Below are 15537 nucleotides of genomic sequence, written 5' to 3'. Positions count from 1 at the left end.
ACTACAGCAACGCTGTCAGTTCTGGGTAACCGTAATGAATATTGAGACATTGCATCGCTTGACTCGATGCACCTTTAAGTAGGTTGTCGATAGCTGAAATCACAATGATGTGTTCGCCTTGTACCTTCCAGCCGATATCACAGAAAGGGGTATTTTCGACATCCTGAATACGTGGAATACCGTCGCCTTTAAGACGCACCGCAGGCTTGCCTTGATAAGCTTGTTCAAACGCCTGTGCCACTTGTGCTTCTGTCACACCTTGCGCAAGCTTCATGGTGATAGTGGCAAGAATGCCGCGTTTAAAGTTGCCGAGGTGCGGAGTAAAAATCACATCGCAACCCAAGTGCTGAGCAATCTCTGGCTGGTGACGATGGTTAAATACACCATAGGGTTGCAAGCTCACTTCACAGAAGCTGTTAACCATGGAGGCTTTACGCCCTGCACCTGATACACCACTGGTTGCGTTGATCACTGGCCATTGGTTGGTATCAAGCAACGCATGTTCTAATAAAGGTTTGATTGCAAGCTGTGAAGCGGTTGGGTAGCAACCTGCTACTGCAATCAAAGGAGTGGTTTTTATTGATTCTTGGTTCCACTCTGCTAAGCCGTATGCTGCTTTATCTAGCCAGTTGTTATGTTGATGTGCGAAGCCATAAAAAGTGTCGTAAAAGCCTTCACTTTTCACACGGAATGCACCCGATAAATCGAATACCTGACAGCCTGCCTCCAAGAAAGTCGGGGCTAAATCATGGCTGACTTCGTGAGCCGTTGCCAAAAACACCACGTCCGATTCTTGAGCGATTTGCAGTGGATCCGTTAGTGGTAAAACTGGCATATCAATGATGCCCGCTAGCTTACCGTGCAGCTGCGCGATGCTCTTTCCCGCATCAACACTGTTGGCGGAAACGTATAAACCTGATAGCGTGAGTTGTGGGTGTTTATTAACCATTAACGCTAACTCTGCGCCGGTGTAACCGCTGGCTCCAATAATCGTGGTTTTTAGCATTGTGTAACATCCATATACTTAAAGGCTCAAATGACTATTCATATTTAATTTTTGCTTTATTTTGATTTTTTATTCATTAAATATGATTTAATATGTGTTTTACATTTTTGTGGTCTGTCTGTCAACAGGAGATTTGAAGAATCCATGCAATTACCAACTTTTCTAGAGGTCTATGAAGGACTCATCAGCACCTCTTCTATCAGCTCCACGGATCCGAGCTGGGATCAGGGCAATGCAAAAGTCATCGAAAAACTCGCATCTTGGTTTAAAGATCTGGGTTTTAGCGTTGAAGTGATCGAAGTCGAGCCAGGCAAGCACAATATGATCGCACGTATGGGAGAGGGAGAAGGTGGCCTTTTACTTGCTGGCCATAGTGATACCGTGCCATTCGATCAAGGGCGATGGAATTTTGATCCGCATAAACTGACGGAAAAAGACAACCGCTTCTACGGTTTAGGCACAGCAGACATGAAAGGCTTTTTCGCCTTTATTTATGAAGCAGTGAAGAAAGTCGATTGGAGCAAGCAGAGCAAACCACTTTACGTATTAGCCACTTGTGACGAAGAGACCACCATGTTGGGCGCGCGACATTTCACAGCAAACGCCCCATTTAAGCCGGATTACTGCATCATTGGTGAACCCACCAGCCTTGTGCCAATTCGAGGTCATAAAGGGCATGTGGCAAATGCCATTCGCGTAACAGGCAAGTCCGGTCATTCATCGGACCCAGCGCTTGGCGTTAACGCTATTGAGATCATGCATGAAGTCATGTTCGCCATGATGCAACTGCGTGACAAATTGAGTAAAGAATATCACCATCCGGGTTTTGCCATTCCAAGCCCTACCCTAAACCTTGGACACATTCACGGTGGTGACAGCGCTAACCGTATTTGTGGTTGCTGCGAACTGCATTACGACGTGCGTCCTCTTCCTGGCATTAGCCTTGATGGTTTAGAGAACATGTTGCGCGGAGCATTAAAAGAAGTCGAAGCGAAATGGCCAGGGAGACTGGAGATTATTCCATTGCATGAGCCTATTCCGGGTTACGAATGCCAACATGACCACCCATTTATTGGTGGTGTTGAAGAGATTTGCCAAACTAGTTCAGAAACCGTGAACTACTGTACTGAAGCACCATTTCTACAGCAGTTGTGTCCAACCTTGGTGCTCGGCCCTGGGTCAATCGACCAAGCCCATCAACCGGATGAGTTTCTATCCTTCGACTTTATCGACCCCACAATTGATGTGCTTTCAAAGGCGATGGTCAAGTACTGCTGTTAATACGCGTTTAAGCTCGAAAGTCTGTGCAGCTCGATTGAGCTGCATCTTTTTATCTTCACAATTTAGCGCTAGTCTTAACACTTATTTAACTTGTTATTTTGTAATTAATTTTCACTTCTTACTCTATGGCTGCCGTAAATTTGCTCTAAATCAGGAGACAGCGGAATAATTGCAAACTTAGTCTGCTTTATTTGACTATAACTGGTGCTTTTCGCTAGATTGGAGTCTTAACAAGGACAATGGATGTAGTTTTTTTACGAGGCAGGACGACAATGAACGAGAAATACGCCGCACTCAAAAGTAATGTGCGCATGTTAGGCCACTTATTGGGTAACACCATTCGCGATGCCCATGGCGAAGAAATCTTCGAGAAAGTGGAAACCATTCGTAAATTATCCAAATCAGCTCAAGCAGGGAATCAAGCAGACAGGGACAGCTTGATCGAAGAAATCAAACATCTACCTGATGAGCAGCTAACGCCCGTTACTCGCGCGTTTAACCAATTTCTAAACCTCACCAATATCGCTGAGCAATACCACACGATTTCACGCCATTGTGAAGAGCACATTTGCGAACCAGACGCGATTAACTCGCTGTTTTCTAAACTGGTACAAAACGATGTGAGCAAACTGGACACTGCCCAAGCGGTTCGTGATCTAAATATTGAATTGGTATTGACGGCTCACCCAACAGAAATTACGCGCCGCACGATGATCAACAAACTGGTCAAGATAAACGAGTGCTTATCAAAGTTGGAGCTAAGCGATCTTTCTTCTAAAGAGCGCAGAAAAACCGAACGCCGCCTAGAGCAACTGATTGCCCAAGGCTGGCATTCAGACGTGATTCGACAACAACGCCCAACTCCGTTGGATGAAGCAAAGTGGGGCTTTGCGGTCGTTGAAAACTCGCTATGGGAAGCAGTACCGGACTTCCTACGTGAGATGAATGACCGTCTAAAATCTTACCTTGGAGAAGGTTTACCCATTGATGCTCGCCCAGTGCACTTCTCCTCTTGGATGGGCGGTGACCGTGACGGTAACCCGTTTGTTACTCACAACGTTACGCGTGAAGTCTTACTATTGTCTCGTTGGAAAGCCGCCGATCTTTATCTCAATGACATCAACGAGTTGATCAGCGAGCTGTCTATGACAGTTTCAAACGATCAAGTCCGTGAACTTGCTGGCGAAGATCAGCACGAACCATACCGTGCGATCCTGAAGCAATTACGCACTCTGCTCAATGAAACCAAAGATATTCTCGATGCTAAGATCCACGGTCAAAAACTGGCCGTTAAAGCCCCACTGCAAAAAGTCGAGCAACTTTGGGAACCGCTGTATGCCTGCTACCAGTCACTAAACGAATGTGGCATGGGTGTAATAGCCAACGGCTCACTACTGGATACACTACGCCGCGTAAAAGCATTTGGTATCCATCTTGTACGTCTTGATATCCGCCAGGAGAGCACGCGTCACTCAGACGTCTTGTCTGAACTGACTCGCTACTTAGGTATTGGTGATTACGAACAATGGAGTGAGCAAGATAAGATTGCTTTTCTAACTAACGAGCTGGCATCTAAACGTCCGCTTCTCCCTCGTGATTGGGAACCGTCTGAACCCGTCAAAGAGGTTTTGGATACCTGTAAGATTGTTGCAGCACAACCGCGTGAAGCGTTTGGCGCTTACGTTATTTCAATGGCACGTACCGCCTCTGACGTACTAGCCGTTCATCTACTGCTACAAGAAGCTGGTTGCCCTTACCGCATGGATGTGTGTCCTCTGTTCGAAACGCTAGACGATTTGAACAACGCAGAATCGGTCATCAAGCAGCTTATGGGGATTGACCTTTACCGTGGTTTTATCCAAAACCACCAGATGGTCATGATTGGTTACTCTGACTCAGCGAAAGATGCAGGTGTTATGTCTGCAGGTTGGGCTCAGTATCATGCGATGGAATCGTTAGTTAAAGTAGCTGAAGAAGAAGGCGTTGAGCTAACTTTATTCCATGGTCGTGGGGGCACAGTCGGTCGCGGTGGCGCACCTGCGCATGCTGCGCTTTTGTCGCAACCACCAAAAAGCTTGAAAGGCGGTTTACGTGTAACAGAGCAAGGCGAGATGATCCGCTTTAAACTGGGACTCCCAGATGTCGCAGTAAACAGCTTTAACCTATACGCAAGTGCGATTCTGGAAGCCAACTTGTTACCGCCACCAGAGCCAAAACAAGAATGGCGCGACTTGATGGAAGTGCTATCAGAAGTAAGCTGTGAGTCTTACCGAAATGTGGTTCGTGGCGAGCCAGATTTCGTGCCTTACTTCCGCCAAGCAACACCAGAACTCGAACTCGGCAAGTTGCCACTTGGTTCTCGTCCTGCAAAACGCAACCCTAAGGGCGGAGTAGAAAGCTTACGTGCAATCCCGTGGATCTTCTCATGGAGTCAAAACCGTTTGGTACTTCCTGCATGGCTAGGCGCAGGTGAAGCGATTCAATACTCGATCGATAAAGGCCACCAAGCATTGCTCGAAGAGATGTGCCGCGAATGGCCGTTTTTCTCTACTCGTCTCGGCATGCTAGAGATGGTGTACTCGAAGTGTAATATTGATATCTCTCGCTACTACGATGAGCGATTGGTGGATGAGTCGCTCCGTCCACTCGGTGAAAAACTTCGTGCTCAGCTTCAAGAAGACATCAAAGCGGTACTGAATGTAGAGAACAATGAAAACTTGATGCAGCATGACCCTTGGGGACTCGAGTCGATTCGCTTACGCAATATCTACGTTGAGCCATTGAATATGCTACAAGCAGAGCTGCTATACCGCACGCGTCAAACCGAAGAAGCCTCTGCAAACTTGGAAGAAGCGTTGATGGTGACGATTGCTGGTATTGCTGCTGGTATGCGCAACACAGGCTAATCGTTTCATTTTTAATAAAAAGCTGGGCAAATGCTCAGCTTTTTTTTATCACAGGATAATCGCACCAAAACAAAGGCAGTTAAATATACCACTAGAGACCCAAAAAATACCAAAATAAAAGAATAAAAAACCACAAGTTAACACTATTGATTATTATGTTAGTTTTTTAGGGTAATTTTGTCCTACTATTCCACTTCATGCTTATTATTTATATACTACTTGCCTGCTGAGAGCTCATAAATCCAATCATACCTGCTCCAGCCTTGATGGGACTCCCCATCTCTCTAGGTGATAAACGGCTTTAAGGTGACAGGACCAACATTGTTGGTGCTACTTATACATTAAAAAACTCAAGTGCCAGTAAGAGCGCAGCTGAAAGTATAAGTAGCTTGTTTACAAGTTTATTGACCATTTGGATTGAAGACATGTCATTACCACACGTAATCTTAACTGTTCTTAGCACTCGCGACGCAACCGGTTACGATATCACTAAAGAATTCTCTGCTAGCATCGGTTACTTCTGGAAAGCAAGCCACCAACAGGTGTACCGTGAACTCAACAAAATGGCTGAGAAAGAACTGGTTACTTGCGTATTAGAACCCCAAGAAGGCAAACCAGACCGCAAGGTTTACTCCATTACAGACGCTGGTCGCAGCGCTTTAGGAGAGTGGTTTGATCAACCAACTGCACACCCAACAGTTCGTGATGAGTTTTCAGCGAAATTGATGGCATGTGCCGTTCAACCAGCGGCTCCATTCCGTGACCAACTCGCCGAGCTAGTTGAAGAGTCTCGCAAACTGGTTTCTCACTACAAAGAAATTGAAGCGGCTTACTACGCAACGCCGTCAACTTTAGATAAACAAGCTCGCCTAGAACGTCTAACGCTTCGCCGTAACCTACTGTTACGTGAAACTTGGATCACTTGGGCAGAAGAAGTTCTAACTGAACTTGAAGTGATTGGTTAAACTCCTTTTGCTTTGATAAAACGAAAAAGGCTTGCCATTTGGCAAGCCTTTTATCTTTTTGAAACTAGGTTTACGCACCGACTACTGCGCGAGGACGAACACCCAACGTATGGCATAACGCGTAAGTCATCTCTGCACGGTTTAGTGTGTAGAAGTGAAAATCCTTAACCCCTTCACGACTCAGTACACGCACCATATCAATAGCTTGGCTAGCTCCTACAAGCTGGCGAGTCACCGGATCATCATCCAAGCCATCGAATTGTTTACTCATCCATCCTGGTACTTTCACATTGTTCTGTGCCGCAAAGCGAGAAGCTTGCTTAAAGTTCGATACAGGCAAAATTCCTGGCACAATCTCTACGTCAATTCCTGCCGCTACACAACGGTCACGGAATCGCAGGTAAGACTCAACGTCAAAAAAGAACTGAGTAATAGCACGGTTTGCACCTGCATCTACCTTACGTTTTAGGTTCAATAAGTCAGACTGTGCGCTTTTAGCTTCAGGGTGAACCTCAGGGAATGCAGCAACGGAGATATCGAAATCGTGGCGTGATTTCAGCAGCTCAACCAAATCCGAGGCATACATATCAGGCGCACCGCCACCTGGAGGAATATCACCACGCAGAGCGACGATATTTTCAATACCATTGTTCCAATAATCATCGGCAATATTAATCAGCTCTTCACGAGTCGCATCAATACAAGTGAGATGGGGAGCGGCAACCAATCCGGTTGTTGCTTTAATTTCTTTAATGATGGAGTGTGTTCTGTCACGCTCGCCGGAGTTCGCACCGTAAGTCACAGAAACAAATTTAGGTTGAAGCGTTTTAAGACGGTGCACTGAATTCCAAAGTGTTTCTTCCATCTTAGCGCTGCTTGGCGGAAAAAACTCAAACGATACATTGATGTTATCTGATAACTCAGCAATATTCTGGTTCAAGGCGTCGATATGGCCTGCGTGCGTATATCCCATCTTACTCTCCCTGCGGCACTCCGCCACGAAAACAAATCCTTAGAATCGACGTTTAGACGTCTATATGTCTACAGAATGTATTGAATACGATTTAATGTCAACCTTGTAATTATGAATTTTTCTCAAGTTAATAATGAAGATAGTTCAAGTTTCTACTTGAGCATCATCTCGCCATTTTGCACGGGTTATGACTTCAGTATGGCACTGATAGGGGAATAAAAAACCCTGGATTAATTCCAGGGTTTTTAGGTCAATCGCAACTTTAAAATAAACCAGCCAATCGGTTGAGGTCGGATTGAATAGCGCCGGCTGTCACTTCTCTGCCTGCGCCTGGTCCTCGAATGACCAGAGGGTTATCTTTGTACCACTTGCTCTCTATGGCAAAAATGTTATCGCATGGCAATAAGTTGGCGAGCGCGTGCTCACGAGATAACGCTTCGACTCCCACCGTTGCTTTACCATTTTTTTCTAAACGCGCCACATAGCGAAGCACTTGATCGTTTCTCTGTGCTTTTGTCAGACGCTCTTGAAGTATTTCACTCAACAACGCTCCATTATCGAAGAAATCATCTAAGCTCAGTTCTCTTAATTCTTCTGGCACCAAAGACTCAACTTTAACGCTGTCTGGTTCTATATCTAGGCCCGACTCTCGAGCCAAGATGACTAACTTACGCATTACATCGGAGCCATCTAAATCAGAACGAGGGTCAGGTTCGGTTAACCCTTGCTGCCAAGCAAGATCGACTAAATCATTAAATGGCACAGAACCATCAAACTGTTGGAACAGCCATGATAACGTCCCCGAGAAAATACCCGATAGAGCGACGATTTCATCCCCACTTTCACGAAGATCTCGTACGGTATGGTTTATCGGTAACCCAGCACCAACCGTTGCGTTGTATAGCCAATGACGACCAATTTTAGCGAATGCATCTTGAACCTGATGATAGTACTGGCTATCTGCGGAACCGGCCACTTTGTTAGCGGAAATCAAATGAATGCCTTGCTGTGCGATTTCTACGTAGCGCTGAGCTAACTCTTTACTCGCGGTAACATCAAGCACGACGGCTTCATCATAGCTTTTAAGCGCTCCCAAACGTGCCAGCCAATCCCCATTGTTGGCTATGCTTTCATCATCAAATCGTTCAGCAACACTCGCCGCCTCAATACCTTGCTCATCGAACCAATAGGTTTGGCTATCCACAACCGCGACAAGATCAAAGCTCATACCATGACGTTTTTCGAGCTCACTTTTTTGCGTCGCAAATAAATTTAACCAACTAGAACCAATATTACCCTTGCCACATAAAGCCACTGCCACGCGTTTTTGCGCTTGGAACAACTGGCTATGAATCGTTTGAACCAACGCCTCGGTATCAGTACGGCGCAAAACAGCGACTAGGCTCAGCCCTGAGTCTGTTTCAGAGATAAATTCTACCGGAGAGTGCTTTAGCTTCTGATAAAAGCCAAAGCAATGATTGGCGTTTTTCGTAACGCCTGCACCTACCGCAGCTAAGAGCGAGTAACCTTCTTTTAGCTTAATTTCTGCCTCTACCGCAAGCTCTTGCAAGTGTTTCAATGCACCACCGGCGATTTCTGCGGTGTAAGCCAAGCGTAGCGTATGCTGATCGGATTGAGCTTCAAATGCCAATGGCTCTAATTGCGCGCGCTGTAACGCTTGTAATACATCACTCTGTGTTTTTTCGAAGTCGTGCCCATGCATGAAAGACAACTGCACCAATAAAACATCATCCAGTGAAGTAATAATTTTAGCGCCACGACCAGATGCCAATACACGCTCAATACGAGTAGAACCCGACTCTGGCAGATAGCTACACTTGAGATTAAGGTCCATGGTACTTTGCGCCACAGGCTGAAGCGTACGACTGTGTAGCACTGGGGCAGCTAAGCGAGCAAGTTCACTGGCTTCATCCAATCGAAGTAACGGTAATAAACAAGCGTCAGACACCAAACGTGGATCGGCACTATAGACACCAGCAACATCACTCCAAATCGTGACAGTACTGACTTCAGCAAGCGCGCCTATGACCGTTGCAGAATAGTCAGAGCCGTTACGACCAAGTAGAATGGTTTCTCCTGCCTCGTTCTGAGCCATAAAGCCAGTAATTACCACACGTTTATGGTTATGCTGCGCGAGGATCTCTTTAATTAAAGGGTATGAACGAGCGCGATCAACCTCTGGTTGAGTTCCCGCTTCTGCACGTAAAAACGCTCGTGCATCTTGTGCAACCGCAGGGATAGAACGTTGAGATAATAACGCGGCCAATAGGCGAGCAGACCATACTTCTCCGTGCCCCAGTACCGTGGCTTTTTGCGCATTAGTGAGTGGTGCAGTCAGCTCCGAGAGAGTACTGAACTCATCATGTAATAAAGCTAACAGCTCTTCTTTTGCTTCACTCTCCAACAAGCTTTCTATTAGCTCAGTTTGAAACTGTCTTAAGCTTTGAAGCGCCTCATGCGCAATTCGGCCATCTTTATTTAACCCTTCCAAAAACTCAATCAAGCGGTTAGTGGTTTTTCCTGCAGCAGAGACGACCACCAGATCATTTTCTGTCGAATACTCCTTGAGAATACCCACAACGCGTAAGTAGCATTCTGGGTTTGCTAAGCTACTGCCACCAAACTTATGCAGCTGACGTTGTACAGTCATTGTTATCGTCTCCTATTACTGGGTAGCTTTAGCGAACGCTTGTTCTAAATCTGTGATGAGGTCTTGTGCATCTTCCAAACCGACAGACAAACGCAATAGTTGATGAGAGACCCCAGCCTCCGCCAGCGCCTCCTCACCCATTGCACGGTGCGTCATGGATGCTGGGTGGCAAATCAAACTTTCTACACCACCTAATGACTCTGCTAATGAAAACAGTTGGAGCTCTTTCACAAACACCTTTAACTGCTCAAACGAACCAGCAAACTCAAAACTCAACATAGAGCCAAAGCCCGTTTGCTGCTTTTTAGCAATGTCGTGACCTGGATGTTCCGGCAGGCTTGGATGATAGATAGTTTTAACTAACGCTTGTTTCTGTAGGTAAGCTAGTACCTGCTGTGAGCTCTCTTCATGTACTCTCATACGAGCACCAAGCGTACGAATACCTCGCAGTGTCATGTAACTATCGAAAGGTGTGCCCGTTGCACCAATACAATTGCCCCACCATGCAAGCTCTTCTGCATGCGCTTCTGTGTTGGTGATGATTACCCCACCAATTACGTCCGAATGACCGTTGATGTACTTTGTTGTGGAGTGGATAACAAAATCCGCACCTAGCTCTAAAGGTTTTTGGTACACGGGTGTCAAAAAGGTATTGTCCACCGCAACTAACGCGCCGACTTGTTTCGCTTTTTCACAAGTAGCTGCAATATCCATTACGCGAACCAGAGGGTTTGACGGAGTTTCTAGCAAAATGAGTTTTGGTTTTTGTGCCAATGCAGCATCTAAAGCCTGTTCGTCTGATTGATCGACAAACTGAACCTTAAAATCGCCTTTGTTAGCTCGGGTATTAAAAAGACGATAGGTACCACCATAACAATCGTGAGGAGCAATAATGAGATCATCTGGGCCGAGAAAAGCGGAAACCCATAAATTTAATGCCGACGTACCGCAGTTAGTAACAACCGCTCCTTTTCCAGACTCGAGTTCAGATAGCGCACTTTCCAACAGTCCGCGGTTTGGATTACCAGATCGTGTGTAATCATACTTGGGCACTTCACCAAAAGCAGGAAAACCATAGTTAGTGGAAAGATAAATAGGTGGAACGACAGCATGATATTGGCTGTCTGATTCAATACCAGTGCGTACTGCAATGGTCGCAGGTTTGCGAGTGCTCATGGGTGTATCCTTTCACGGGTAATGACTTCTAAATAGGAATGCGCTATATCTAATGAGTAACATAAAGTGATCAACACGCTTCCTTTGCTGTTATGTTCACTTTACTCGTCAAAAAATGAGACGTCAACACTTCTAGACGTCTATATGTCTTTGCTTATGGCGGTAAATGCAGCTAAAATCAGCACCTAAATTATTTTTAACCGATTACATAAATGAAGGTGTGCAATGGCTGACTGGAATGGCGAATACATTAGCCCATATGCAGAGCACGGCAAAAAAAGCGAACAAGTAAAAAAAATTACCGTCTCTATCCCGCTAAAAGTTTTAAAGGTGCTAACTGATGAGCGTACTCGCCGTCAGATCAATAACTTACGCCATGCAACCAATAGTGAATTGCTATGCGAGGCATTTTTGCACGCGTACACAGGTCAGCCACTTCCGACAGATGAAGACCTTCGTAAAGACCGTCCTGATGATATTCCAACAGAAGTAAAAGCGCTGATGACGGAAATGGGCATCGAATTTGAGTCATTCGACGAAGAATAAAAAAGCCTGATAAGAGGTTTCAGGTAATAACTCTTGCCTCGAGCCAAATGAACGACATAAAAAATGGGACGCAATAGCGTCCCATTTTTGTGTATCACATCTGAAAGATATATTACTCTGCCATGTAGTTTTCAGGCATCTCGATACGAGCTACACCTGAATTAACCGCCGCCTGAGCAACCGCTTTTGCAACACGTGGTAGCAAACGTGAATCCATTGGTTTTGGAATAATATAGTCCGCACCAAACTCTAGCTTATCAACACCGGCAGCCTTCAATACGGCTTCAGGTACAGGCTCTTTTGCTAGCTCACGAATCGCCTCAACGGCTGCAAGTTTCATTTCATCATTGATTTCACTTGCACGCACATCAAGAGCACCGCGGAAAATGAATGGGAAACACAATACGTTGTTAACTTGGTTAGGATAATCACTACGGCCAGTACCCATGATCAAGTCATCACGAACTGCGTGAGCAAGTTCCGGCTTGATTTCAGGATCCGGGTTAGAACATGCGAATACGATTGGCTTATCTGCCATCAACTTCAACGCTTCCGCTGGCAATAGGTTTGGACCAGATACACCTAGGAACAGATCTGCACCTTCAATCACGTCTTCTAGTGTGCGCTTATCTGTATTGTTCGCAAATAGCTGCTTATATTCATTAAGATCATCACGACGAGTGTGAATCACACCTTTGCGATCTAGCATGTAGATTTTTTCGCGCATTGCGCCGCATTTGATCAGAAGCTCCATACACGCTACAGCGGCAGCGCCAGCGCCAAGACAAACAATTGTTGAATCTTCAAGTTTCTTACCTTGAAGTTCGATTGCATTCAGCATACCCGCTGCCGTTACAATAGCAGTACCATGTTGATCATCGTGGAATACTGGTACATCACAACGTTCAATCAGACGCTTTTCAATCTCAAAACAGTCTGGTGCTTTAATATCTTCAAGGTTGATACCGCCAAAAGTGTCTGCAATGCTCGCAACAGTATCAACAAATTCATCGATCGTGCGGTGCTTAACTTCAATATCAATAGAGTCAAGACCTGCAAAACGCTTAAACAGTAACGCTTTACCTTCCATCACTGGCTTAGATGCAAGTGGACCTAGGTTACCTAGACCTAGAATAGCGGTACCGTTAGAAATAACAGCAACCATGTTCCCTTTTGCAGTGTACTTGTACACGTTATCCGGGTTTTGTGCGATTTCACGCACTGGCTCTGCAACACCAGGGCTGTAAGCAAGGGCAAGATCACCCGCCGTTTCCGCAGGCTTTGTAAGTTCGACAGCAATCTTTCCTGGAGTTGGATAAGCATGGTAATCCAATGCTTTTTGGCGATGTTCTTCTTCTGGAGTGGCTGCTTGGTGGTTGTCTTCAGACATGGACGTTTCTCTTTTTTATTTTTAGGTAAGGGGGCATAAATTCTATCGGATAGAAATCAAACTTCATAGGCAAGATTGCGAGCAATATCCTTAAAAAGCCGATAATAAAAGAGATTAGACCAGATAACGGGGTTAAGCACCTGATTTTCGAGTCAGGTGCTCTTTCTTCTTACTATTATTGGAGTATGCAAACTCAGAAAGTATCGTTACTCTTCGTCCACGTATTGCGCTTGGAGATAATTCTCAATACCAGACATTTCAATCAAGCCAAGTTGCGTCTCTAGCCAATCAACATGTTCTTCTTCATCTTCAAGAATATCTTGGAAGAGATCTCGAGACACATAATCTCGAATGTCTTCAGCGTAGGCAATCGCATCTTTTAAATCTGGAATAGCCGCCATTTCAAGCTTTAAATCACACTCGAGCATTTCCTTGGTATCTTCACCAATCATCAACTTACCTAAATCTTGTAGGTTCGGTAGGCCTTCAAGGAACAAAATACGCTCAATTAGATGATCGGCATGTTTCATCTCATCGATAGATTCGTGATATTCCTTGTCTGCTAGGTGCTTTAAGCCCCAGTCTTTATACATTCGGGCGTGAAGAAAATACTGATTAATAGCGACGAGCTCGTTACCGAGCACTTTATTGAGATGTTGAATGATGATTGGATCGCCTTTCATGACAAAACCCTCCTCTTTGGCTTCATTTAAATGTAGAAGCAAATGAGAAGGTGTCAAAATGTAAGGCAAATAATTACTGCATACTTACAGCAATTAGCTGGCTTGTTTAAATTCCGTGTAACTAGTTTCCGCTAAAATTTCCTTGGCCTGTCTGATGCACTTACCACATTGGCTGCCCAATGCCGTGCACTTTTTGATTCCTTTAATATCTGTTACGCCTTCATCTATCGCCAACTTCCTAATTTTTTTGTCGGAGACACCATGGCAAAGACAAACGTACATACTCAAAAAACCTATAAAACTAATCTGTGACAAACAATATAAACAAGAATAGTTCTTGTTACCAGTCGCATTATGGTGTCCGCTCAGAATATTTGGTTATAACGATTTTACCGCTGCAGGAAAAGATCAAAGGGTTAAGAGGGGTGAGTAAAAGCGTTAAGAAACAAAGCCGGTAAAACTCTGTTTTTAAATCGAAAAAGTGACGTCTTTTATTTCAACACTTATAACTAAATGTAATCTAGAAATGAAAAAGGGAAGCCTAAGCTTCCCTTTTCGATGCGCTTTCTTCAAAAAGAAGAACAGTGCAAGATTTCGTTTAATTCGTTATGAATTAGTCGAAGATCTTAGCAACAACACCAGCACCTACTGTACGGCCACCTTCACGGATCGCGAAACGTAGACCTTCGTCCATTGCGATTGGTGCGATTAGCTCTACAGTCATCTGTACGTTGTCGCCTGGCATTACCATTTCTACGCCGTCTGGTAGCTGGATGTCACCAGTTACGTCAGTTGTACGGAAGTAGAATTGTGGACGGTAGCCTTTGAAGAATGGAGTGTGACGACCACCTTCATCTTTAGACAGTACGTATACTTCTGATTCGAACTTAGTGTGTGGAGTGATTGAACCAGGCTTAGCTAGTACTTGACCACGTTCAACTTCGTCACGCTTAGTACCACGTAGAAGTGCACCAACGTTCTCACCTGCACGGCCTTCGTCTAGAAGCTTACGGAACATCTCAACACCAGTACATGTAGTTGTAGTAGTGTCTTTGATACCTACGATAGCAACTTCGTCACCTACAGTTAGGATACCACGCTCGATACGGCCAGTTACTACTGTACCACGGCCTTGGATTGAGAATACGTCTTCGATAGGCATTAGGAATGGCTGATCTACCGCACGCTCTGGCTCAGGGATGTAAGTATCTAGAGCTTCTGCTAGTTCAACGATTTTCGCTTCCCACTGCTCTTCGCCGTTTAGTGCGCCTAGTGCAGAACCTTGGATAACTGGTAGGTCATCACCTGGGAAATCGTATTCAGATAGAAGTTCACGAACTTCCATTTCTACTAGTTCTAGTAGCTCTTCATCGTCAACCATGTCACATTTGTTCATGAATACGATGATGTATGGGATACCAACCTGACGGCCTAGTAGGATGTGCTCACGAGTTTGTGGCATTGGGCCATCTGTCGCAGCAACAACTAGGATACCACCGTCCATCTGTGCAGCACCAGTGATCATGTTTTTAACATAGTCAGCGTGTCCTGGACAGTCAACGTGTGCGTAGTGGCGTGATGGAGTGTCGTACTCAACGTGAGAAGTTGCGATTGTGATACCGCGCTCACGCTCTTCTGGAGCGTTATCGATAGATGCGAAGTCTTTAGCTACACCGCCGTAAACTTTAGCAAGAGTAGTACAGATAGCTGCAGTTAGAGTTGTTTTACCGTGGTCAACGTGGCCGATAGTACCAACGTTAACGTGCGGTTTCGTACGTTCAAATTTTTCTTTAGACACGATCGTGTTCCTTCCTAGTTATGATTCGTCGTGATCATTATTGATCGACGACGCGCCAGAAATTGTTATTTTATGCGCCAACGCCCGTTAGCGCAATATTTGGACGCCCTGATCTCGCAAAAAGTCGTAAACTTTTTGCAGT

12 protein-coding genes are annotated in these 15537 nt (G+C 45.2%); 4 read left to right on the top strand and 8 right to left on the bottom strand.

The window, feature by feature from the left end; genetic code table 11:
* Window position 1: 1 nt before the first annotated feature.
* Window positions 2-1006, bottom strand: coding sequence for an N-acetyl-gamma-glutamyl-phosphate reductase (gene argC / locus UQW94_RS09050; protein WP_017633525.1), 1005 nt, complete (start codon window positions 1004-1006; stop codon window positions 2-4).
* Window positions 1007-1150: 144 nt separating this feature from the next.
* Here argC and argE point away from each other — a divergent pair, with 144 nt between their 5' ends.
* The 3 genes from argE (at window position 1151) to UQW94_RS09035 (ending at window position 6158) form a co-directional block, all read left to right on the top strand.
* A complete protein-coding gene (argE, locus tag UQW94_RS09045) occupies window positions 1151-2287 on the top strand; it encodes an acetylornithine deacetylase (protein WP_322142201.1) in 1137 nt (378 codons plus the stop codon).
* 272 nt (window positions 2288-2559) lie between these two features.
* Complete coding sequence (gene ppc / locus UQW94_RS09040; RefSeq protein ID WP_005381336.1) at window positions 2560-5193, top strand: phosphoenolpyruvate carboxylase; 2634 nt, start codon at window positions 2560-2562, stop codon at window positions 5191-5193.
* A 425-nt stretch (window positions 5194-5618) separates the two neighbouring features.
* A complete protein-coding gene (locus tag UQW94_RS09035; protein WP_005382791.1) occupies window positions 5619-6158 on the top strand; it encodes a PadR family transcriptional regulator in 540 nt (179 codons plus the stop codon).
* Window positions 6159-6228: 70 nt separating this feature from the next.
* On the opposite strand, the gene metF is transcribed toward UQW94_RS09035, so the two are convergent.
* The 3 genes from metF to UQW94_RS09020 form a co-directional block, all read right to left on the bottom strand.
* The gene (gene metF / locus UQW94_RS09030; RefSeq protein ID WP_005381345.1) at window positions 6229-7131 is read right to left on the bottom strand and encodes a methylenetetrahydrofolate reductase; all 903 of its coding nucleotides are present in this window, start codon (window positions 7129-7131) and stop codon (window positions 6229-6231) included.
* 262 nt (window positions 7132-7393) lie between these two features.
* Window positions 7394-9802, bottom strand: a complete 2409-nt coding sequence (locus tag UQW94_RS09025) for a bifunctional aspartate kinase/homoserine dehydrogenase II (protein WP_262598204.1) — start codon at window positions 9800-9802, stop codon at window positions 7394-7396.
* 15 nt (window positions 9803-9817) lie between these two features.
* The gene (locus tag UQW94_RS09020) at window positions 9818-10978 is read right to left on the bottom strand and encodes an O-succinylhomoserine (thiol)-lyase (protein ID WP_262598202.1); all 1161 of its coding nucleotides are present in this window, start codon (window positions 10976-10978) and stop codon (window positions 9818-9820) included.
* Window positions 10979-11203: 225 nt separating this feature from the next.
* Between UQW94_RS09020 and metJ the strand changes: the two genes are divergently transcribed.
* The gene (gene metJ, locus UQW94_RS09015; RefSeq protein WP_005381353.1) at window positions 11204-11524 is read left to right on the top strand and encodes a met regulon transcriptional regulator MetJ; all 321 of its coding nucleotides are present in this window, start codon (window positions 11204-11206) and stop codon (window positions 11522-11524) included.
* Between the two features lie 112 nt (window positions 11525-11636).
* Here the strand turns inward: metJ and UQW94_RS09010 are convergent, their stop codons facing one another.
* The 4 genes from UQW94_RS09010 to tuf all read right to left on the bottom strand — a co-directional run bounded on the left by UQW94_RS09010 (window position 11637) and on the right by tuf (window position 15395).
* The gene (locus UQW94_RS09010; RefSeq protein WP_005381358.1) at window positions 11637-12914 is read right to left on the bottom strand and encodes a malic enzyme-like NAD(P)-binding protein; all 1278 of its coding nucleotides are present in this window, start codon (window positions 12912-12914) and stop codon (window positions 11637-11639) included.
* 206 nt (window positions 12915-13120) lie between these two features.
* Window positions 13121-13597, bottom strand: coding sequence for a bacterioferritin (bfr, locus tag UQW94_RS09005; RefSeq protein ID WP_005381359.1), 477 nt, complete (start codon window positions 13595-13597; stop codon window positions 13121-13123).
* Window positions 13598-13690: 93 nt separating this feature from the next.
* Window positions 13691-13879, bottom strand: coding sequence for a (2Fe-2S)-binding protein (locus UQW94_RS09000; protein WP_005381360.1), 189 nt, complete (start codon window positions 13877-13879; stop codon window positions 13691-13693).
* Between the two features lie 331 nt (window positions 13880-14210).
* Window positions 14211-15395 carry an elongation factor Tu gene (gene tuf / locus UQW94_RS08995; protein WP_005381361.1) on the bottom strand — a complete coding sequence of 395 codons (1185 nt, stop codon included), beginning with the start codon at window positions 15393-15395 and terminating at the stop codon, window positions 14211-14213.
* Window positions 15396-15537 lie beyond the last annotated feature (142 nt).

Origin of the sequence: Vibrio sp. PBL-C16, assembly GCF_034321865.1 — a bacterium.
GTDB classification, from domain to species: domain Bacteria; phylum Pseudomonadota; class Gammaproteobacteria; order Enterobacterales; family Vibrionaceae; genus Vibrio; species Vibrio alginolyticus.
Note: the sequence above shows the minus strand (reverse complement) of the source record. Positions and strands in the feature narration are given on the sequence as shown.

Excerpts from the sequence above, each read along its gene's own strand:
- argC (WP_017633525.1), bottom strand. The coding sequence starts at position 1,006 with ATGCTAAAAACCACGATTATTGGAGCCAGCGGTTACACCGGCGCAGAG.
- argE (WP_322142201.1), top strand. The coding sequence starts at position 1,151 with ATGCAATTACCAACTTTTCTAGAGGTCTATGAAGGACTCATCAGCACC.
- ppc (WP_005381336.1), top strand. The coding sequence starts at position 2,560 with ATGAACGAGAAATACGCCGCACTCAAAAGTAATGTGCGCATGTTAGGC.
- UQW94_RS09035 (WP_005382791.1), top strand. The coding sequence starts at position 5,619 with ATGTCATTACCACACGTAATCTTAACTGTTCTTAGCACTCGCGACGCA.
- metF (WP_005381345.1), bottom strand. The coding sequence starts at position 7,131 with ATGGGATATACGCACGCAGGCCATATCGACGCCTTGAACCAGAATATT.
- UQW94_RS09025 (WP_262598204.1), bottom strand. The coding sequence starts at position 9,802 with ATGACTGTACAACGTCAGCTGCATAAGTTTGGTGGCAGTAGCTTAGCA.
- UQW94_RS09020 (WP_262598202.1), bottom strand. The coding sequence starts at position 10,978 with ATGAGCACTCGCAAACCTGCGACCATTGCAGTACGCACTGGTATTGAA.
- metJ (WP_005381353.1), top strand. The coding sequence starts at position 11,204 with ATGGCTGACTGGAATGGCGAATACATTAGCCCATATGCAGAGCACGGC.
- UQW94_RS09010 (WP_005381358.1), bottom strand. The coding sequence starts at position 12,914 with ATGTCTGAAGACAACCACCAAGCAGCCACTCCAGAAGAAGAACATCGC.
- bfr (WP_005381359.1), bottom strand. The coding sequence starts at position 13,597 with ATGAAAGGCGATCCAATCATCATTCAACATCTCAATAAAGTGCTCGGT.
- UQW94_RS09000 (WP_005381360.1), bottom strand. The coding sequence starts at position 13,879 with ATGTACGTTTGTCTTTGCCATGGTGTCTCCGACAAAAAAATTAGGAAG.